The following is a 14,752-nucleotide window of genomic DNA, read 5'->3' as shown; positions in this document are numbered from 1 at the left end:
CAATCAAACGGGGTAAAGCCTATAACTTCATTTCAAATGCTTGTATGCTTAAGCTTGTCTAAATTAAACACTTATGTACTTCGAACCAAAACTTGGGAATCCCTTTATTTTGCCTCCACGTTTATCCAATACTATAATGAGCTAATATGATTGTACTTCATAATTCTGTAATTTGTGTTCTAAAAATCTACCCACAACTAGAAAGAAGGGCTAATGCGTGACTAAATCCTATATGATTGGCGTTGATATCGGAACTACGAGTACCAAGGCAGTTCTCTTCGAGGAAAAAGGAGCCATAGTTGCACAAGCTAATGTAGGATATCCTTTACATCAGCCCTTACCCTCAATAGCGGAGCAAGACCCAGAGCAAATCCTGAATGCAGTTTTCCATACTATCTCTGCTGTTATGCGGCAAAGCGGTGTCTCTGCGGATGCAATCCTATTCGTCTCCTTCAGCTCAGCCATGCACAGTGTCATTGCAGTTGATAAACTGGGTAAAGCCCTAACTGCCTGCATCACATGGGCCGATAATCGCAGCGCCGGATGCGCACTTCGTTTAAAGGAGGAGCTAAACGGCCATGAATTGTATCTGCGTACAGGAACACCTATACACCCCATGTCTCCGATCACCAAGCTAATGTGGCTTCGCGAAGAGCAGCCGGACGTATTCCACCAAACCTATAAATTTATTTCCATAAAAGAATACATATTCGCAAGACTGTTTGGCGAATACATCATTGATCATTCCATTGCCTCTTGCACAGGCATGCTCAATCTGGAGAATCTAGAATGGGATAAAGAAGCTTTAGAGATTGCCCATATCACAGCGGATCAGCTCTCGCGGCTTGTTCCCACCACGCAGATTATGCATGGACTGCTTCCCGGTCTGGCAGAGCAGCTCTTACTGCTCCCTACAACCCCATTTGTTGTTGGAGCCAGTGACGGCGTCTTATCCAACCTCGGCGTAGGTGCCATTAAACCCGGTGTAGTGGCCGCTACGATTGGAACCAGCGGAGCAATACGTACCGTAGTGGATCACCCGCTAACAGACCCCAAAGGACGGACCTTCTGTTATAATCTAACTCCAAATCATTGGGTAGTCGGAGGACCGGTTAATAATGGCGGTATGCTGTTCCGTTGGGTACGGGATGAGTTCGCCGCCTCCGAAGTCGAAACCGCCAAACGTCTTGGCATTGACCCTTATGAGGTGCTGACCCGCATCGCGGAGCAGGTTCCACCAGGCAGCGGTGGGCTTCTGTTCCATCCCTACTTAACTGGTGAACGGGCACCACTGTGGAATCCGGATGCCCGCGGCTCCTTCTTTGGCCTATCTATGAATCACCATAAAGAACATATGATTCGGTCAGTACTTGAGGGCGTAATCTTCAATATGTATATGGTACTTCTTGCTATGGAAGAGCAAATCGGACGCCCAAGCAGAATCCTAGCCACAGGCGGCTTCGCCCGCTCCTCGGTGTGGCGGCAGATGATGGCTGATATCTTTGATCAGGAGGTTGTCATTCCGGAGAGTATCGAGAGCTCCTGCCTCGGGGCGGTTGTACTTGGCCTTTATGCAACAGGTCGAGTCGATTCTTTTGATGTGGTGTTTGACATGATCGGTTCAACCTATAAGCATGATCCAATAGATGAACATACCAAAATATACAAACAGCTGCTACCGATTTATATTTCTGTTTACCGTAGTCTTGAAAGCCAGTATCAAGCCATTGCAGAATTTCAGCGGCAAATATAATAAATTAAAAAGCGTCGGTCAATCCACCCAATGGTGGAATACCGACGCTTTCTTTATTACCATTAATGCATAACTTAGTTACGCACCTTTGGAATTCGTTTTCGATTTTTGTGGACCCGATCCGAAAATGATCCAAGCTGATTTAAGATATCGGAAGGCTACAGCCACTACCAGCCATGAACCTAACAATGCAAAGAGCCAACCCCCAGCAATTGCTGCGGTATAGGCAAGAGAGCCCCCGTGAAACGGTATTTTTCTATAGAAAAATAGCAGTAAAGGGTGAAGCAGATAAATTCCGAAAGAGCAGGCTCCGGCAGATAACAACAATCTTGTAAGCAAGCTTCGGCCCGCTCCGTACAGTAAGAAGGATACTTGCAGCAGCACCAAGCAAGAGAGCAGCGCATGGAGGTTAGAGAATCCCTCATACCATAAACTATTAATGACTGTTTTCTTCGTATAGTTGTTAAACCATAGCTCAACATGAACAATCCCTGCTACGATCCATAACAACCACAATGTAATCCATACCGGACCTTTACCAGTGCGCCAGCCTTCACGTGAAGGTACCAGCCATTTTTTCAAAGAAGAATAATATACTGCAATCCCAGCACCCAGCAAGAAATACGAGAAATAAGTGATTGCCAGACTGCCTTTGGACAACTGCCAATACCCGTTATTAGTCATGTATTTATTCAGTAGTACGAAACCCCATTGTAGAATTAATCCGATTAGCGGCGCCCAAGCCGCCAGACGGCGAACCTTTTGCAGACACCACAGAATAAGCGGAAATAATACGTAGAACTGAATAATGATAATAATGTAATACAAATGCGTATATGCCGTTCCTGTCCATAAATACTTCCAAAGCTTAGAAGCCATCTCCCCTGGAGGTAAGCTCCATGTATGACCGGCCGTCATTTTTAAAGCGAAATATAGCAGCGAGAATAGCACATAGGGCACAATAATATAAAGCAGCCTTCTACTGTAGAACTTCCCCAGCGTCTTTCCGCCCAGTGGACGATCAATATAGTTATAGAACAGCACGAACCCACTTAAAAATATGAATGAAGGTACGGCGAACTGGCTGAATTTATTAATAAATAAGAACGGATGAAACATGTTTGTACCTAATGTCTCCGCCAACGTTCGCGAAGTCGCATGAATAGCTAGCACTGCAAAAATAGCAATCGCGCGGAAAATATCCAGCTGCGGAATTCTTTCTTTTTGTTTCATGATCTTTCCTCCTGTTAAGCTCCGCATCCAAATGATGCCTTAATCAAGTATTAACCTTCCTCATCTCATCAGAGGCATGTCCTGACTTTACCTTGGAACTAGACTCTAAAGACCGAGGAACACTCCCTAAGAAGATCCATAACTTAGGAATTCGGCGAAAAGCAAACTGCACCATGAACCAGCTTCCTCCCAGCGCAAACGCAAGTCCTCCATAGATAAAGAAAACATAAGTTAGCGACTCTAGGGGAATATGATATCGGAACCTGCGATATATCGCCAGCAATAGCGGATGAATCAAATAAATTGCAAATGACAGCTCACCCAGACGAGTCAAAAAAGCGCCCATCCTGCGTGGAGCCCTACGGTGGATCAAAAATGCAGCATACAGCAGCACCAACGCTGACAATATCGTATGGACATTCCATAACAGCTCGTACCACAGCGAATCCGTCCACACCCCAAAATGGCGGGCCACATACCATAGCTGCACATGGATAAAGGCTGCAATTAACCACAAGCTCACTAATAGGGCAGTCCATCCCTTTTGCTTAGCAGGCAGCTCTGTCCATGGCTTTATCAGCCATTGCTTCACCTTCTCAAAGTGAATGGCAATATAAGCACCCATCATATAATAAGCTAAATAGGAGATCGCCAAGCTCCCTTTTTCAACAATGTGCAGTTCGTACTTATTCCAGAAAATAAACCCCCACTGAAGAGCAAACCCGAGCGGAACCGCCCATCGTACTAAGAATCGGGAGCTCTGCAACAGCTTAAGCAGCACTGGAAAAAGCACATAAAACTGAATACTAATAAACACAAAATACAGATGAGCATAGGCTGAACCCGAGAATAACGCTCTAGAAAAGCTTAACAAGTTGTCTCCGAGGTTCTGTGTCAATCGTCCGTTCACATATAAGGTTAGTGCATAGTACCCTACAGAAGCTAGAAAATAGGGCAGTAAAATATACTTTAATCGACGACGATAGAAATTAATGATCAAGCTGCGTGTCACAGGACGACCATAATAATTATAAAACAATACGAAGCTGCTAAGGAAAATAAATGAAGGCGTGCCGAATTTAAAGAAAATGTTCATCCAGTTCAGCCAGTAATAATAAGGAGAATGCAGTGCCTGCTCTCCAGCAGCAAAAGATGAGGAATGCACATGCAATACACCTAATATAGCTAATGCTCTGAAAATATCCAGTTGGGGCAGTCTTTCCTGTCTCGCAGTGTTCATGTTCTATTCCTCTTCTCTACTATGATGGTTGTTCATAGAGACGCTAAGCGGAATGTTGAAACTGAAATATCAGGAAGCCTGCACCTGCTGATTTTACATTCTGATATTAGAAGCTGAATGCCTAGCGTGGGATTCGCCTTATCACTAACGATTATTATATCGAATGCATCTGTTTGAAAAACTTAAGAAGATCTTAAAGTTTCCTTAATAAGTTTCTCCAAGACGCAAGAAACCCTGCAGATCCTGCGCTAAAAAAACGCAATATGAAACTGCAGGGTTTACGAAGCATCTTTTACACTTGTTCCGAGGAATCTACCGATGAAGATGGGCGCAGCTCTCGCAGCGGATTGCCTCCGACAAAAGATCCGGCTGCCACATCCTTGTGTACTACTGATCCTGCGGCAATAACTGCCCAATCACCGATGGTCACACCGGGAAGAATCGTTGTATTCGCGCCGATCAATACATTTTCACCAATCACTACTTCACCTAGCCGATATTCCTTAATTAGATACTCATGCGCCAGAATCGTCGTGTTATAACCGATAATAGAGTTCTCACCCACCGTTATTTTTTCCGGAAAAAACACATCCACCATCGCCATCAGACCGAAGGAGGTATGCTTCCCAACCTTCATACCGAGAATCCGACGATAGATCCAATTCTTTAACGGTAGAATCGGGCAATAACGTGCGATTTGAATAAAAATAAAGTTGCGGACACCCTTCCATGGGCTGACCGTACGGTAAATGTACCAAAGTGAGTTATGACCTTCTACAGGATATCGGGTTACGTTTCTCACGATTCACTCGTTCCTCGTTCCACAATTTCTATAATATCCTTCATGTTATGGATGATATAGTCGGGATCATACTTGCGGAGAGTCTCTTCGCCTTTTAATGACCACGATACGCCAGCCGCATATACACCAGCAGCTTTTGCTGACTGAATATCAACCGTACTGTCACCCACCATAAGCGTTTTACGAGGATCAACGCCAAGGTTATTGACTGCCGTCAGAACAGGCTCTGGATGTGGCTTGGGTTCAGTAACATCGTTCACCGTCACAATCGTATCCATGTACTTTAGCAAATCAAACATCTCAAGCGATTTAATCGTTGTTGGACGAATTTTTGTGGTTACAATCCCCATTTTAATCCCACGACGTTTGAGCTCCTCCATCGTCTCATTCACATGAGGAAAGGGACGTACTAACTCATCGTGATGTTCATAATTATAAGAACGGTAGGATCTTTCTAGTGCACCACTTACATCCTCAAGTCCAGAGAAGACTCTCATCTGTTGCTGAAGGGTCGTGCCCATATGCGGAATAATCTCTTCCCTGGTGAGTGGAGCCAGACCATTGTCCTTCAGCGCGTACATAAACGAACTAATAATTAGTTCATTCGTATCGACAATCGTTCCATCCAGATCAAAAAGAACGCATTCTATCATAAGCTTTACTGCTCCTTCTTATCTCCATCCGCAGGCTGTCCTTGTTCAGGTTGTGCCCCATGACGAGCTTTCTGCGGTGTATTTACTGCACTTTCTGGCACTACGGTATCTGCTTTGATCGGTTTAGTACATACGATAGGATCAGAATAATGTGCTTTAGGCTCTCCGGTGACCCTACGAATAATGATAAGCAGTATAGCTGCAACGATGATCAGTAGAGCAAGTAGCTGGGAAATACGGATATTTCCATAGCTTGGGTCCAAGTATCCTTGTTCAAAACCTAGCCATTCCATCGGTTTCCACAATCCGTTCATAAAGGATGCCAAACCTGCAGTTCCATTAAACGCCAAGCTGTCCGTACGTATGGCTTCTATGAAGAAACGACCGATGGAATACCATATAAAGTAAGACATGAAGATCTCACCGGCACGCACAAATTTCTGACGACGGAGGACCATGAGAAGTGCGATGCCCAGTAAGCTCCAAAGAGATTCATATAGGAAGGTTGGATGATGAAAAGCATCCCCTATGTACATTTGGTTCACAATGAAGTCAGGTAAATGCAGTTTATCCCGTAAAAAAGACTCTTCAACCACGCTGCCGTATGCCTCTTGGTTGACAAAGTTCCCCCAGCGTCCAATCATTTGTCCGGCAAGTAGTCCGGGTGCACAAATGTCAACGATACGCCAGAAGGGGTAGCCTTTATAGCGGAAATATATAATTCCACAAATAATGGCTCCAATTAATGCACCGTAAATGGCAATGCCACCGTTCCAGATCTTAAAGACATCTATTAAGTTATCCTTATAATCCTCCCATTTAAATGCTACAAAATAAATCCGCGCCCCGATAATGGCTGAGGGCACACCTAGCAGCAGCATATCCATAAAGAATTCTTGTGGGATACCAAACCGTTTGCCCTCGCGGATCGCAAGATATAACCCCGCGAGTGCACCGAAACCTAGTATTAATCCATACCAGTGTACTTGCAGTGATCCAATTGAGAAGACAATAGGATTTAGTGCTAATGGGAACATTCTCTCACACTCCTAATCGAGATCATCCATATCTTCAGATATGGTCGCAGTTAACTTATTTGTAAACTGCAGGGCTGCATTAAAGCCCATTTGTTTCAGGCGATAGTTCATCGCTGCAACCTCAATAATAACAGCAAGGTTACGTCCTGGGCGTACAGGAATCGTTACAAGTGGAACATCGGTGTCGATAATCCGTGTCGTTTCCTCGTCGAGTCCAAGCCGGTCATATTGCTTGTCTTGCTGCCAAGCTTCCAATCTAACAACAAGTGTAATCCGTTTATGATTACGAATGGCACCCGCACCAAACAGTGTCATTACATTAATGATACCTACTCCACGGATCTCCAGTAAATGACGGATTAACTCAGGTGCTGTACCATGCAGCTGGTTATCTGAAGTCTGACGGATTTCTACGGCATCATCAGCAATCAAGCGATGTCCGCGTTTTACAAGTTCAAGTGCTGTTTCACTTTTACCAATCCCACTACTACCCGTGATTAGCATACCTACACCATATACATCACAAAGTACGCCATGGATCGTCGCTGTAGGGGCTAATTTTCCTTCTAAGAAGCTCGTCAACCGGCTGGAGAAAATAGTCGTAGCCATGGAGCTCCGAAGCACAGGAAGGGCCTTTTCATTACTTATGTCAATTAACTCCTGAGGCACATCCAAACCACGTGTAATTACAATACAAGGTGTGTTATCATTACAAATTCCACGAAGTCGACTTTTCCGCTCAGCTTCAGGCAGCATGGAGAAAAAAGCGAGTTCTGTTTTGCCTAGCAATTGAACACGTTCTTCTGGATAATATTCAAAATAACCAGCAATCTCTAGTCCAGGGCGATTCAGGTCATCGACCGTAATGGGTCTCTTTAGACCTTCCTGGCCGGAAATAACCTCTAATTGAAAATGCTGTACCAATTCAGATACTTTTACTTTCTTAGCCATGTAAGTTCGTCCTTTCGTCACATGCGGTATTTGTCCGCTTACTGCGTCCGGTTGGCAGCGATCTCATTACATTCCGGAGGTAATTCTCCTGCTATCTTAATTGATAACGCCTATGAATGCAATCTTAGCGCCTAACCAAACAGGGTCCATCTAAACAATAAAGCCACCCTTTCGGGTGGCTTTATCAAGAGAGAAAAGATCTTTACAATCTTATCCCAACAAAATGTTAGCTTCGGATTCTTTATCAAAGAAGTGAATTTTGTTCATGTCGATAGCCAATTTTGGCTTGCTGCCTTCGCGAGTAGTGGAACGTCCATCTACACGAGCGATTACAGTAGATTTACCAAGGCCGCTCAAGTAAAGGAGCATTTCATGACCAAGGTTTTCAGTAACATCAACCAATGAAGTAAAGATTGTGTTCGGGGAAGCTTCCAAGAATACTGGCTCTTCATGGATATCTTCTGGACGAACGCCCATGATTACTTCTTTACCGATGTAACCTTTGTTGCGGATGATTTGTGCTTTTCCGCCTGGTACTTCAACATCAAGGTTCTCAGCACGGAAACGGATAGAACCGCTTACTTCAGACAAAGTACCATTGATAAAGTTCATTGTAGGGGATCCGATAAATCCAGCTACGAACAAGTTTGTAGGTTCATTGTACAACTCTTCAGGGGAAGCTGCTTGTTGAATGATACCATCATACATAACTACGATGCGATCACCCATTGTCATAGCTTCTGTTTGGTCATGCGTTACGTAGATACAAGTGGTTTCAAGGCGTTTAACCAGTTTAGTGATTTCAGCACGCATTTGACCACGAAGTTTAGCATCCAAGTTGGAAAGAGGCTCATCCATCAAGAAGACTTGTGGATCACGTACGATAGCGCGTCCCAAAGCGACACGTTGGCGTTGACCACCGGAAAGCGCTTTTGGTTTACGATCTAGCAAATGCTCGATATCGAGAATTTTAGCAGCTTCGCGAACTTTCTTGTCGATTTCATCCTTCTTCACTTTACGAAGTTTCAAACCGAAAGCCATGTTTTGGTATACGCTCATATGCGGATACAGGGCGTAGGATTGGAATACCATCGCGATATCGCGGTCTTTAGGTGCAACGTCGTTAACTACACGATCGCCAATGTACATTTTACCTTCAGAGATTTCTTCCAAACCAGCGATCATACGCAAAGTTGTGGATTTACCGCAACCGGAAGGTCCAACCAATACTAGAAATTCCTTATCTTTAATATCAAGATTGATATCGATTACTGTCGCTTTATCTGAACCCGGGTATTTTTTGAAAATATGCTCTAAACGTACGCCTGCCATTGTATTTCCCCCTCGAGTTAATTATTAATTAGTTAAAATAAAAATTCTGTTTCCTTGTACATTTATATTACCCCAGTCAGGACACGATGGCTATTTGTAAGGTTCACAAAAAACCTATTTCCTTTTCGTCACTTTATACAAAAGCATAGTAAGCTTCACAATAGCAGCGTCCCCAAAGCTTCTTACATCTGCCCCAGTCTCTTGTTTTATCTTATCCAGACGGTATAGCAGCGTATTACGATGGATATATAGCTTCTTGGCGGTTTCACTTACGTTACAGTCCATCTCGAAGAAAGTCTCTAAGGTCAGCAGCATTTCTTTATCTGATAGTACAGAGGAATAATCACCAATTTGTCCAAGCAGCTGTTTACGGCGTACGTCAGGTATGCTGTTAACCAAACGTTCCAAATGCAGTTCCCAAGGTAAATGAATATACTCTCCTACTTGAAAAATACGACCGAGTACAATCGTCTCCCTGAGCAAAGCCACAGATCCTGTTAATCCCTTAACAGGGACAATAGCCGGAGCCACCGCCAAATGGAATACACCTACCCATTCACTAGCTATCAGCTCATGTAAACCCATACTAGTCTGTGCAAGAAGATCATCTACACTCTCTTCTTCATCATCCTTATCATCCCCGCCCATAAGCAATTCTTTACGGGCTAAAATTAACCATTCCTTTTCTTGAAGAGGAATAAGCAGGATTTCGTTCTCAAAATAGCTGCGCAACAATTTCATCAGTGAACGATAAGTTATCTGTGGGCTGTGTGCAATCTCACTACTAAGGAGGAATGGAATCATGTCACCGAACAGACGCCCCTTTAAGGTCATCTCATCCGGAATCTCAGTGTCATTCTTCTCTTGCTCTAGCTCTGTGTTTAACCAGGCGCCAAGCTGCCGCGCCTCCACTTCGCCTTCTTCTCTAAGCCCTGTTGCTTTAAGTGCAATAGCAAAATTTCGAACTGCATAATTGACCAATTGTACTTCCAGAGAGCTTAGCCCTTCCATTTCTACCCAAACAGCGGTTATACGTCCGTCACTCTCATACAAAGGTGCCCAGAGATGGCCCTCATGGATTACCAGCTGATCCTGCGCTTCTAATCCCATGCTAAAAAGAGAAGCTGAATGCTGCCTCCCTAACTGCTTGATTCCTGTTCTCTTTCCGGTGAGCTGCTCTAATTTTTTCCGCAATGTCTCACTATCCATAGTCACCATGCTCCACCACTTTTGCTCTTTTCGCCTATTTTAGCATATTCTCTTATATTATGTTAATCGCTACATTAGCGCGCTACTATAATACAACTTCAAAACACAAAAAAAGCCATCACCATAAGGTGATGACTTTCTGTTTGGGATGAGCCATGAAGGACTCGAACCTTCGACACCCTGATTAAAAGTCAGGTGCTCTACCAACTGAGCTAATGGCTCATAAATGGTGGGGGATGATGGATTCGAACCACCGAACACGTACGTGAGCAGATTTACAGTCTGATGCGTTTGGCCACTTCGCTAATCCCCCAGGGAAAAGTGGCTCGAGACGGATTCGAACCGCCGACACGAGGATTTTCAGTCCTCTGCTCTACCGACTGAGCTATCGAGCCATATTAAATTGACATAAAAATAAAGTGGTAGTATTAAACTTCCCACCCTAATCTTGTGGAAAAAATGGCGGAACCGACGAGATTCGAACTCGCGATCTCCTGCGTGACAGGCAGGCATGTTAGGCCAACTACACCACGGTTCCGCATTAGTAATAATGGTGCCGGCGAGAGGACTTGAACCCCCAACCTACTGATTACAAGTCAGTTGCTCTACCAGTTGAGCTACACCGGCACGGTGTAAAAAGTGTTTCTAAAAAAAGTAATAATGGTGGAGGCTGAGGGGATCGAACCCCCGACCCTCTGCTTGTAAGGCAGATGCTCTCCCAGCTGAGCTAAGCCTCCAGGTATTATGGTAGCGGCGAAGGGGATCGAACCCCCGACCTCACGGGTATGAACCGTACGCTCTAGCCAGCTGAGCTACACCGCCACAATAATTAGAAATGCTATGGATTGAAAATGGCGGAGAGAGTGGGATTCGAACCCACGCACCGCTTACGCAGTCTAACCCCTTAGCAGAGGGTCCCCTTATAGCCACTTGGGTATCTCTCCAAACGATATCAGTACCACAGCAATCCAAACAGGAATTTGACTCCCTGAAAACTGAATCCGAATTGAATTTGCATTTTAAGTATAGGATAAGCCCTCGACCGATTAGTATTGGTCAGCTCCATGCATTACTGCACTTCCACCTCCAACCTATCTACCTCGTCGTCTTCAAGGGGTCTTACTAATTGGGAAATCTCATCTTGAGGGGGGCTTCACGCTTAGATGCTTTCAGCGCTTATCCCGTCCGTACGTAGCTACCCAGCCATGCTCCTGGCGAAACAACTGGTGCACCAGCGGTACGTCCATCCCGGTCCTCTCGTACTAAGGACAGCTCCTCTCAAATTTCCTGCGCCCACGACAGATAGGGACCGAACTGTCTCACGACGTTCTGAACCCAGCTCGCGTACCGCTTTAATGGGCGAACAGCCCAACCCTTGGGACCTACTTCAGCCCCAGGATGCGATGAGCCGACATCGAGGTGCCAAACCTCCCCGTCGATGTGGACTCTTGGGGGAGATAAGCCTGTTATCCCCAGGGTAGCTTTTATCCGTTGAGCGATGGCCCTTCCATGCGGTACCACCGGATCACTAAGTCCGACTTTCGTCCCTGCTCGACTTGTAGGTCTCGCAGTCAAGCTCCCTTATGCCTTTGCACTCTTCGAATGATTTCCAACCATTCTGAGGGAACCTTGGAACGCCTCCGTTACTCTTTAGGAGGCGACCGCCCCAGTCAAACTGCCCGCCTGACACGGTCCCCGTACCCGATTAGGGCACTAGGTTAGAACCTAGATACGATCAGGGTGGTATCCCAACGGCGCCTCCACCGAAGCTTGCGCTCCGATTTCTACGGCTCCCACCTATCCTGTACAGATCGTACCCAAATTCAATATCAAGCTGCAGTAAAGCTCCATGGGGTCTTTCCGTCTTGTCGCGGGTAACCTGCATCTTCACAGGTATTAAAATTTCACCGGATCTCTCGTTGAGACAGCGCCCAAGTCGTTACGCCATTCGTGCGGGTCAGAATTTACCTGACAAGGAATTTCGCTACCTTAGGACCGTTATAGTTACGGCCGCCGTTTACTGGGGCTTCGGTTCATAGCTTCGGGTTACCCCTAACCACTCCCCTTAACCTTCCAGCACCGGGCAGGCGTCAGCCCGTATACTTCGCCTTGCGGCTTCGCACAGACCTGTGTTTTTGCTAAACAGTCGCTTGGGCCTTTTCACTGCGGCCCCCTCGTGCTATTCACACTACCGGGGCACCCCTTCTCCCGAAGTTACGGGGTCATTTTGCCGAGTTCCTTAACGAGAGTTCTTCCGCGCGCCTTAGAATTCTCTTCTCGCCTACCTGTGTCGGTTTGCGGTACGGGCACCTTCTCCTGGCTAGAGGCTTTTCTTGGCAGTGTGAGATCATGACCTTCGCTACTACAATTTTCGCTCCCCATCACAGCCCAGCCTTAACGATGTGCGGATTTGCCTACACATCAGCCTCACTGCTTAGACGGACATATCCATCAGTCCGCGTCACTACCCTCCTGCGTCACCCCATCGCTCATAGCGGATTACGGTGGTACAGTAATTTCAAACTGTTGTCCTTCGACTACGCCTTTCGGCCTCGCCTTAGGTCCCGACTTACCCTGAGCGGACGAGCCTTCCTCAGGAAACCTTGGGCTTTCGGCGGATCAGATTCTCACTGATCTTTTCGTTACTCATACCGGCATTCTCACTTGTATGCTGTCCAGCGCTCCTTACGGTACACCTTCAACCCACATACAACGCTCCCCTACCCCAGATACATACGTATCTAGCCATAGCTTCGGTGGTGTGTTTAGCCCCGTTACATTTTCGGCGCAGAGTCACTCGACCAGTGAGCTATTACGCACTCTTTCAATGGTGGCTGCTTCTAAGCCAACATCCTGGTTGTCTGTGCAACTCCACATCCTTTCCCACTTAACACACACTTGGGGACCTTAGCTGATGGTCTGGGCTGTTTCCCTTTTGACAATGGATCTTAGCACTCACTGTCTGACTCCCGGCAATAAGTATATGGCATTCGGAGTTTGACTGAGCTTGGTAATCCTTGCGGACCCCGCACCCAATCAGTGCTCTACCTCCACTACTCTTATACCGAGGCTAGCCCTAAAGCTATTTCGGGGAGAACCAGCTATCTCCGAGTTCGATTGGAATTTCTCCGCTACCCCCACCTCATCCCCGCACTTTTCAACGTGCGTGGGTTCGGGCCTCCAGTGCGTGTTACCGCACCTTCACCCTGGACAGGGGTAGATCACACGGTTTCGGGTCTACGTCCACATACTGAGTCGCCCTATTCAGACTCGCTTTCGCTGCGGCTCCGTCTTCTCGACTTAACCTTGCATGTTAAACGTAACTCGCCGGTTCATTCTACAAAAGGCACGCCATCACCCATAAATAGGGCTCTGACTTTTTGTAAGCACACGGTTTCAGGTTCTATTTCACTCCCCTTCCGGGGTGCTTTTCACCTTTCCCTCACGGTACTGTTTCACTATCGGTCGCCAGGTAGTATTTAGCCTTAGCAGATGGTCCTGCTGGATTCATACGGGGTTTCACGTGCCCCGCACTACTCGGGATCCGTCTCGGAGAGAACACAGTTTAGGCTACAGGGCTTTTACCTCTATCGCGGGCCTTTCCAGACCTCTTCGCCTACCATATTCCTTTGTAACTCCATGTGAGACGTCCCACAACCCCTAAGAGCAAGCTCTTAGGTTTAGGCTGTTCCGCGTTCGCTCGCCGCTACTGACGGAATCACTATTGTTTTCTCTTCCTCAGGGTACTTAGATGTTTCAGTTCCCCTGGTCTGCCTCTACACACCCTATGTATTCAGATGTGAGTAACTGCGAATTACCACAGCTGGGTTTCCCCATTCGGACACCCCCGGATCAAAGCTTGCTTACAGCTCCCCGAGGCAGTTTCGTTGTTCGCCACGTCCTTCGTCGGCTCCTGGCGCCTAGGCATCCTCCGTGTGCTCTTATTAGCTTAACCTTGATTTTTCCTAAGAAAAATCTCACTAATAACATTTACTTGTTTGCACAAGTTGCTAAAAGATGTTCTAAAACGCAAATTCGTTTCGGTATCCAGTTTTCAAGGATCAAAGTTAAAGAAAGTATTGAATTTAAAAATTATGGTGGAGCCAAGCGGGATCGAACCGCTGACCTCCTGCTTGCAAGGCAGGCGCTCTCCCAGCTGAGCTATGGCCCCATAAAGGGATATAAGTTATATGGTGGGCCTTGGTGGACTCGAACCACCGACCTCACCCTTATCAGAGGTGCGCTCTAACCAACTGAGCTAAAAGCCCATATAACATATATAATATTGTGAATCAACCAAAGTGGTTGTTCGCTTGGCGGCGTCCTACTCTCCCAGGACCCTTCGGTCCAAGTACCATCGGCGCTGGAGGGCTTAACGGTCGTGTTCGGGATGGGTACGTGTGGAACCCCTCCGCTATCGCCACCAAACGCATACGAAAGAGACTTGCTCTTTCAAAACTGAACACGAGTGAGTGTTTGAACCCGAAGGTTCTATTGTGGAAGTTTAACTTCCGATTTGAATGTCTTCATTGCAGAAGACGA

9 protein-coding genes, 10 tRNA genes and 2 rRNA genes are annotated in these 14,752 nt (G+C 46.2%); 1 reads left to right on the top strand and 20 read right to left on the bottom strand.

The annotated features are described in order from the left end of the window. Positions 1–232 precede the first annotated feature (232 nt). Complete coding sequence (gene gntK / locus ACN6MV_RS00770) at positions 233–1,753, top strand: gluconokinase (protein ID WP_042131749.1); 1,521 nt, start codon at positions 233–235, stop codon at positions 1,751–1,753. 78 nt (positions 1,754–1,831) lie between these two features. On the opposite strand, the gene ACN6MV_RS00765 is transcribed toward gntK, so the two are convergent. From ACN6MV_RS00765 to rrf, 20 genes are all read right to left on the bottom strand, one after another. Then, entirely contained in the window at positions 1,832–2,986 is a 1,155-nt protein-coding gene (locus tag ACN6MV_RS00765; RefSeq protein WP_042123268.1) for an acyltransferase, read from the bottom strand. 43 nt (positions 2,987–3,029) lie between these two features. Continuing rightward, positions 3,030–4,226, bottom strand: a complete 1,197-nt coding sequence (locus ACN6MV_RS00760; RefSeq protein ID WP_419885517.1) for an acyltransferase — start codon at positions 4,224–4,226, stop codon at positions 3,030–3,032. 292 nt (positions 4,227–4,518) lie between these two features. Continuing rightward, on the bottom strand, positions 4,519–5,028 hold the full coding sequence (locus ACN6MV_RS00755) for an acyltransferase (RefSeq protein ID WP_170880188.1): 510 nt from the start codon (positions 5,026–5,028) through the stop codon (positions 4,519–4,521). Further along, positions 5,025–5,681 (bottom strand): pyrophosphatase PpaX, encoded by a 657-nt coding sequence (gene ppaX / locus ACN6MV_RS00750; RefSeq protein WP_419885516.1) that lies wholly within the window; start codon positions 5,679–5,681, stop codon positions 5,025–5,027. The genes ACN6MV_RS00755 and ppaX overlap by 4 nt, the downstream gene beginning before the upstream one ends. Positions 5,682–5,686: 5 nt before the next feature. Further along, on the bottom strand, positions 5,687–6,718 hold the full coding sequence (lgt, locus tag ACN6MV_RS00745; protein WP_076116239.1) for a prolipoprotein diacylglyceryl transferase: 1,032 nt from the start codon (positions 6,716–6,718) through the stop codon (positions 5,687–5,689). A 12-nt stretch (positions 6,719–6,730) separates the two neighbouring features. Beyond that, positions 6,731–7,669, bottom strand: a complete 939-nt coding sequence (gene hprK, locus ACN6MV_RS00740) for an HPr(Ser) kinase/phosphatase (protein ID WP_042123257.1) — start codon at positions 7,667–7,669, stop codon at positions 6,731–6,733. 210 nt (positions 7,670–7,879) lie between these two features. Continuing rightward, the gene (locus ACN6MV_RS00735; protein ID WP_042123255.1) at positions 7,880–9,001 is read right to left on the bottom strand and encodes an ABC transporter ATP-binding protein; all 1,122 of its coding nucleotides are present in this window, start codon (positions 8,999–9,001) and stop codon (positions 7,880–7,882) included. Positions 9,002–9,115: 114 nt separating this feature from the next. Beyond that, positions 9,116–10,210 (bottom strand): PucR family transcriptional regulator, encoded by a 1,095-nt coding sequence (locus ACN6MV_RS00730; protein ID WP_042123254.1) that lies wholly within the window; start codon positions 10,208–10,210, stop codon positions 9,116–9,118. 149 nt (positions 10,211–10,359) lie between these two features. Then, positions 10,360–10,432: transfer RNA gene (locus ACN6MV_RS00725), tRNA-Lys, on the bottom strand. A 5-nt stretch (positions 10,433–10,437) separates the two neighbouring features. Continuing rightward, positions 10,438–10,523, bottom strand: a tRNA-Tyr gene (locus tag ACN6MV_RS00720). A 9-nt stretch (positions 10,524–10,532) separates the two neighbouring features. Next, positions 10,533–10,605: transfer RNA gene (locus tag ACN6MV_RS00715), tRNA-Phe, on the bottom strand. A gap of 65 nt (positions 10,606–10,670) precedes the next feature. Continuing rightward, positions 10,671–10,748 (bottom strand) — tRNA-Asp (locus ACN6MV_RS00710). Positions 10,749–10,761: 13 nt separating this feature from the next. Then, a tRNA-Thr gene (locus ACN6MV_RS00705) sits at positions 10,762–10,837 on the bottom strand. 34 nt (positions 10,838–10,871) lie between these two features. Further along, a tRNA-Val gene (locus ACN6MV_RS00700) sits at positions 10,872–10,947 on the bottom strand. A gap of 8 nt (positions 10,948–10,955) precedes the next feature. Next, a tRNA-Met gene (locus ACN6MV_RS00695) sits at positions 10,956–11,032 on the bottom strand. A 30-nt stretch (positions 11,033–11,062) separates the two neighbouring features. Continuing rightward, positions 11,063–11,154 (bottom strand) — tRNA-Ser (locus tag ACN6MV_RS00690). Positions 11,155–11,236: 82 nt separating this feature from the next. Continuing rightward, positions 11,237–14,165, bottom strand: a 23S ribosomal RNA gene (locus ACN6MV_RS00685). Positions 14,166–14,305: 140 nt separating this feature from the next. After that, positions 14,306–14,381: transfer RNA gene (locus ACN6MV_RS00680), tRNA-Ala, on the bottom strand. A gap of 20 nt (positions 14,382–14,401) precedes the next feature. Next, positions 14,402–14,478: transfer RNA gene (locus ACN6MV_RS00675), tRNA-Ile, on the bottom strand. A 43-nt stretch (positions 14,479–14,521) separates the two neighbouring features. Then, positions 14,522–14,638 (bottom strand): 5S ribosomal RNA (rrf, locus tag ACN6MV_RS00670). Positions 14,639–14,752 lie beyond the last annotated feature (114 nt).

Origin of the sequence: Paenibacillus sp. B-A-8 (assembly GCF_048572915.1) — a bacterium.
Lineage (GTDB): Bacteria > Bacillota > Bacilli > Paenibacillales > Paenibacillaceae > Paenibacillus_AQ.
Note: the sequence above shows the minus strand (reverse complement) of the source record. Positions and strands in the feature narration are given on the sequence as shown.

Bases quoted from the DNA above. Each gene is read 5' to 3' on its own strand.
- gntK (WP_042131749.1), top strand. From the start codon at position 233: ATGATTGGCGTTGATATCGGAACTACGAGTACCAAGGCAGTTCTCTTC.
- ACN6MV_RS00765 (WP_042123268.1), bottom strand. From the start codon at position 2,986: ATGAAACAAAAAGAAAGAATTCCGCAGCTGGATATTTTCCGCGCGATT.
- ACN6MV_RS00760 (WP_419885517.1), bottom strand. From the start codon at position 4,226: ATGAACACTGCGAGACAGGAAAGACTGCCCCAACTGGATATTTTCAGA.
- ppaX (WP_419885516.1), bottom strand. From the start codon at position 5,681: ATGATAGAATGCGTTCTTTTTGATCTGGATGGAACGATTGTCGATACG.
- lgt (WP_076116239.1), bottom strand. From the start codon at position 6,718: ATGTTCCCATTAGCACTAAATCCTATTGTCTTCTCAATTGGATCACTG.
- hprK (WP_042123257.1), bottom strand. From the start codon at position 7,669: ATGGCTAAGAAAGTAAAAGTATCTGAATTGGTACAGCATTTTCAATTA.
- ACN6MV_RS00735 (WP_042123255.1), bottom strand. From the start codon at position 9,001: ATGGCAGGCGTACGTTTAGAGCATATTTTCAAAAAATACCCGGGTTCA.
- ACN6MV_RS00730 (WP_042123254.1), bottom strand. From the start codon at position 10,210: ATGGATAGTGAGACATTGCGGAAAAAATTAGAGCAGCTCACCGGAAAG.